Raw genomic sequence first — 5076 nt, 5'->3', positions numbered from 1 at the left:
CCGTGAAGCGTCTAGACCGGCTCATCCGGTCAACGTCGCCCGGCAACGGACGACTGCCAATCAGGAGTCACGCTTGCTCACTGAAAGGTAACGGTTCGCGCAGCACGACCCGCAGCGGGTGCGGGGCGTCGGCGGCGACCTCGCCGAGCACGGTCAGCAGCTGGGCGTACTGGCCGGCGGGCTCGTCGGCGAGCAGTTGGCCGGCGTCGTCGACGCGCAGGGTGAGCGGCGCGGTGGCCAGCCGGTCGCGCAGCACGTCGGCGAGCGCGTCCCAGTTGTGGCCGAAGTGCTCGGGCAGGGCGAGGGCGGTGGCGAGCGTGGCGAAGAACCCGCTGCGGGTGCGCGTCGCCGGGCCGGGCAGCGGCACCGCGTCGGGTTCGTCCGGTGCGTCGTCGTGGGCGACGGTCAGCCAGCCGGCTGTCCGGTCACCATCCTGGTCGGGCATGAAGACCTCCTCGCCGGGCCGGGGCCGGCCGTCGTCAGGCACGGCCGACCCCGGGAGGTTACCGGTCAGAGCCGGTAGAAGTCGGTGTAGTGGTTCGGCGAGAACCAGGTCACCCCGGTGCTCTTGTTCACCACGATGCGGTAGGCGTCGCGGGCGGCGCCTTGCTGGCGCGGGTACACGTCGTACTCGTAGTAGGTGGCGTTGGTCGGCAGCTGCCCCTCGTAGTTGTAGAACCGCCCGCCGGCGAAGTTCGACAGGCCCCCGCTCCAGCTGTACCAGCCACGGCTGGTCGGGAAGCCCTTGGCCGCCCAGCCGGAGCGGGCCGTCCGGGCGTCGGCGCAGCGGCTCATCGTGCAGGAGCTGTAGACCGCGGCGGACGCCGAGTCGGTCAGCCGCGGGGCGACCACGGACGGGCCGACCAGCGCGGCGGCGACCATCGCGACGAGCAGGACGAGGGTGGCGGTGAGCCGGCGGGTCACGCCGAGCGTCGGGCGGGGGGATGCGAGGGTGGGCATGCTGCCTCCAGACCGTCGGATACATCGATCCGCGTCGTTGGCGGACCGGTCCCAGTCTCACCGCCGACGACCGTCCGGAACAGTCCCCGCACCCGAACTGATCCACAATGGCCGGTGAACCGCGGATGATCGGCGAGGCGTCCCCCGCCGATGGGCAGCGCCAGCAGCATCCCGAGGGCGACCCACAGATAGGCGTTGCCTCCGAGGAAGCCGAGCGGCCCGGTGGAGTTGTTGGCGAAGACCCAGACCAGACCGCTGGAGAGCAGCACATACCCGACCACGCCGGCCCGCAGCCGACGGCGCGCCACCCGCTCTTGCGGCGGCCAGGGCAGCGTGGCCGCGGCGAGCAGCGCCAGCCCCGGCACCAGCCACACCAGGTGGTGGACCCAGGTGATCGGGCTGATCAGGCAGGCGGTGATCCCGGTCAGCGCGAACCCGGCCCGCTCGTCGCCGGCCAGGGCGGCCCGCCGGGAGCGGACCAGCCAGACCGCCAGCACGGCGGTGACCAGAACGAGCCACAGCCGCCGGTCCGGGTGCTCCGGGTCGAGCCGGGCCACCAGCCCGAGCAGCGACTGGTTCGACACGTACGCCAGCTCGCCGATCCGGCCGGTGTCCCAGAGCGCCTCGGTGAAGAAGGTGCGCGACGCGCCCGGGGCCAGCGCGGCGGCGAGCGCGGTGGCGGCGACCGTCGTGCCGGTGGCCGTGGCGGCGGCCCGCCACCGCCGGGTGACCAGCAGGTAGCCGATGAAGATCGCCGGGGTGAGCTTGATCGCCGCGGCCAGCCCGATGCCGATCCCGGCGGCCCGGTGGCTCCGCTCCAGCAGCCACAGGTCCAGATAGACCAGGGCCACCAGCAGCAGGTTGACCTGCCCGAAGCTGACCGTGTCCCGCACCGGGTTGAGCCCGGCGAGCAGGCAGCCGGCCAGCGCGAGGGCGTACCACCGGCTCCAGCCGGCCCGGCGGGCCAGCGGCTCGACCAGCAGCACCAGCAGGAAGCCGGTCGCCACCGCGGTGAGCAGCAGGTTCACCACGATCGTCGGATACCAGGCCAGCGCCGCCATCGGCAGCATGCTGACCGCCGCGAACGGCGGGTAGGTGAAGCCGTACCCGTTCCAGGTGGTCCAGTCGTAGAGGTCACCGCCGCGCGTCCAGTGCCCGACCGCGCCGTGGTAGACGCCGACGTCGAACCAGCCCCGGTGCCCGGGCAGCACCGCGATGAGCACCCCGAGCAGGGTTGCGATCCCGGCCACCAGCAGCATCCGCCGTCCGGTACGCGGCGACACCCGAGCCGGCCGGGTCAGCACGCCGCCCGGCGCGGGCCGTTCGGCGCTCATCGGGCCACCGCCGACGCCGGCTGCGCGGTGGTGGTGAGCAGCCGCAGCCAGCCGACCGCGAGCAGCCCGAGCAGCACCCCGGCCGCGGCGAGCGCCGCCTGCGTCGGGTCCGGTCCGATCCCGCTGGGCAGCGCCACGAACGCCAGCACCACGGCCCCCGACGCCGCGAGCCACCGGGCCCACCCGTCCGGCGCGGCCGCCGCGATGAGGACCAGACCCCAGAGCGCGTACCAGGGCCGAGTCGCCGGGCCGAGCAGCGCCACCGCCGCGAGGGCCAGCCCCACGGCGTACGCCGGGCCGAGCCGTCGCCGCTGCCACCAGGCGATGCCGGCGACGGCCAGCGCGGCGATCAGCCCGAGGCCGAGGAAGAGTCGCATCGGGGCGTCTCCCCACTCCAGGCCGAGCGCGCCGGCCAGCCACGTCGCGCCGCGACCGAGGGCGCTGGAGATCGACCAGCTGTGCCGGTACACCGGGGTGCCGAGCGCGCCGATCCAGCCGTACCCGATGCCGGTCGCCCAGGTGACCGCGGCCGCGGTGCCGACCGCGAAGCCGGCGGTGCGGATCAGCGCCGCCCGGCGCCCGCCGTGCCGGGCGGCGAGCGACACCACCACCAGCAGGCCCACCACGGCCGGCGCCTTGACCAGCGCGGCGAGGGTGATCAGCACGGCGGCGGTGCCGAAGCGGCGTTCGAAGGCGAGGCAGAGTCCGGCCACCAGCAACCCCAGCATCACCGCCTCGTTGTGCGCGCCGGCGACCAGATGCAGCGGCACCAGGGGGTTGAGCACGCCGAGCCAGAGCGCGGCGGCGGGGTCGACGCCGCAGTGCCGGGCCAGCCGGGGCAGGTAGCGCAGCAGCAGCGCGACCCCGGCCAACGCCACCAGCCGCAGCCCGAGCACGCCGAGCACCAGCTTGCCGCCGGTCAGCCCGGAGACGACAGCGGCGATGGCGAGGAAGACCGGCCCGTACGGCGCGGGCGTCTGCTGCCACATCTGCGGCACCTCGGCGGCAATCTGACCGCCGAGCGCCGTCACGCCGTGCCGGTACACGTCGATGTCGACGAGCACCATCGTGCCCTGCGCGAGGTAGCTGTACGCGTCCCGGCTGAACAGCGGTGGGCAGAGCAGCAGCGGCCCGGCCCAGCAGGCCAGGGTGAGCGCGGCGGAGCGCCCGTCGAGCCGTACCGCCGACACACCCGGTGGGCCGGCGGCGGGCAACTGCCGGCCCGCCCACCACCAGGCGGCGGCGAGCAGGGTCAGCCCGGCGTACCCGCAGAGCAGGCCCGGCCCGGCGAGGTGCCGCAGCGCGCTCCACCAGGCGGCGTGGCCGCCGACCGGGAGCGCGCCGGCGGCGAGGCCGGCGCCGGCCAGCAGGGCGGCACCCACGCCACCGAGCAGCCGGTACCCGACGACGATCGGCAGTTTCCGCATCCGGGCAGGATGTCGTCCGGAGCTGACCGGCACGCGGCCGTCCGACGATCATCAAGCGACGCCACGGTGTCGCCCCAGCGCGTCGTCGGCGCGGCCTCGGCCGTCCCGTCGGCGTGGCGGCGGGCAGATCGGTCACCCGTTGTTAGCGTGGGAACGCTGATCCGTGACCAGGGAGGGTGGATGACGGACGCCCCGGACCCGGCGCCGAGGCCCGCGAACCGGTGGCGGCAGTGGGGCAGCCGCGGGCTGAGCAACACCCGGGACGCGAGCGTCCACAGCGGGCGCTGGCTGCGGCACAACTGGCAGCGGCTGGCGGCCTCGCTACGGGACCAGGAGCCGGCGCGCTCCGCACCTCCGCCGCCCGGCCCGCTCGTCGAGCAACGCGACGCGCCGGGGCTGATCGCGGTGCCCGCCCGTGGCTACGTGTACTGCTTCTACATCCGCGCGACGTTCGCCTGGTCGTCGCCGGCGGGCCTGCGCGCCGAGGTGTTGAGCTGGTACGCCCAGTACTTCATGCCGCACGCCGTCCAGCGGCTGACCCGGCTCGCCGCGGACGCAGCCCGTGACCTGCCGGCGCACCGCGCGGGCGACCTGGAGCTCGCGTTGCAGCAGGCGCTCGCCGAGGGCACCCCGTGGCCCTACGAGCGGGGGGACGTCCTCCTCACCTGTCAGCCCGACGCCACCGTACGGCTCGACGACAAGATCTGGCCGGCGCTCCAGCCGCACATGGAACGCCAGGTCACCCTCGAATGCCAGTACGACGAGCAGCTCCGCAAGGCCCGGTACGCCGAGCAGCTGAGCCGGCGCTGGGCGAGCATCCTCGGCGAACACGTCGAGGGAACGTCCCAGCCGGACGCGGCCCTGGCCGAGGCCCGCCAACAGATGCTGACCCGGCAACGATCCGCCGCCCGCTGGATCGACGACCTGCTCGCCAACGAGGCTCCCACGCCGCCCCCGCCCCCGCCCACTGCCCGCCCGATCCCTCCCCAGCCCAGCAAGCCCGCCAAGCCGACGAAGTCCGCCAAGCCGGCCAAGCCCGCGCCCGAGAGTTGACGGGTCCGGACGCACGCGGCGCCGTAGCGCGAGCAGACCGGCCCGCCGAGACGATGAAGGCCGACCCGCCGGGGTCGGCCTTCGTGTCTACGGATGACAAAGACCGGCCCGTTGCGGGGCCGGCCTTCCGCGTGGAGATGCCGGAAGGGCCGGCCCCCTTTGGTGGGGTCCGGCCCTTTCGGTGTTTGCGGTGTTCGTTTGTTGTTCGGGTCAGCTGGTGGAGTAGCCGCGGGTGGCGATCCAGTCCGCGAGGTGCTCGGTGCTGATCCAGTAGCTGGCCATGTTGGGGTCGGCGGAGTCGG

The 5076-nt window shown here is 74.4% G+C and carries 5 protein-coding genes and 1 pseudogene; 1 reads left to right on the top strand and 5 read right to left on the bottom strand.

The window, feature by feature from the left end:
- Positions 1-67: 67 nt before the first annotated feature.
- From ACIBBA_RS33525 to mptB, 4 genes are all read right to left on the bottom strand, one after another.
- Positions 68-445, bottom strand: a complete 378-nt coding sequence (locus tag ACIBBA_RS33525) for a barstar family protein (protein WP_396702908.1) — start codon at positions 443-445, stop codon at positions 68-70.
- A 65-nt stretch (positions 446-510) separates the two neighbouring features.
- Positions 511-960, bottom strand: coding sequence for a ribonuclease domain-containing protein (locus ACIBBA_RS33520; RefSeq protein ID WP_396702906.1), 450 nt, complete (start codon positions 958-960; stop codon positions 511-513).
- Positions 921-2294 carry a glycosyltransferase 87 family protein gene (locus ACIBBA_RS33515; protein ID WP_396702904.1) on the bottom strand — a complete coding sequence of 458 codons (1374 nt, stop codon included), beginning with the start codon at positions 2292-2294 and terminating at the stop codon, positions 921-923. Before ACIBBA_RS33515 ends, ACIBBA_RS33520 begins: the two co-directional genes overlap by 40 nt.
- Entirely contained in the window at positions 2291-3721 is a 1431-nt protein-coding gene (gene mptB, locus ACIBBA_RS33510) for a polyprenol phosphomannose-dependent alpha 1,6 mannosyltransferase MptB (protein ID WP_396702902.1), read from the bottom strand. The genes ACIBBA_RS33515 and mptB overlap by 4 nt, the downstream gene beginning before the upstream one ends.
- Positions 3722-3901: 180 nt before the next feature.
- Between mptB and ACIBBA_RS33505 the strand changes: the two genes are divergently transcribed.
- Complete coding sequence (locus ACIBBA_RS33505) at positions 3902-4774, top strand: hypothetical protein (RefSeq protein WP_396702900.1); 873 nt, start codon at positions 3902-3904, stop codon at positions 4772-4774.
- 210 nt (positions 4775-4984) lie between these two features.
- Here ACIBBA_RS33505 and ACIBBA_RS33500 read toward each other — a convergent pair.
- Positions 4985-5076: pseudogene (locus ACIBBA_RS33500) on the bottom strand (phytochelatin synthase); the annotation flags it as partial.

It is taken from the genome of Micromonospora sp. NPDC051006 (genome assembly GCF_044456245.1).
Lineage (GTDB): Bacteria > Actinomycetota > Actinomycetes > Mycobacteriales > Micromonosporaceae > Micromonospora.
Note: the sequence above shows the minus strand (reverse complement) of the source record. Positions and strands in the feature narration are given on the sequence as shown.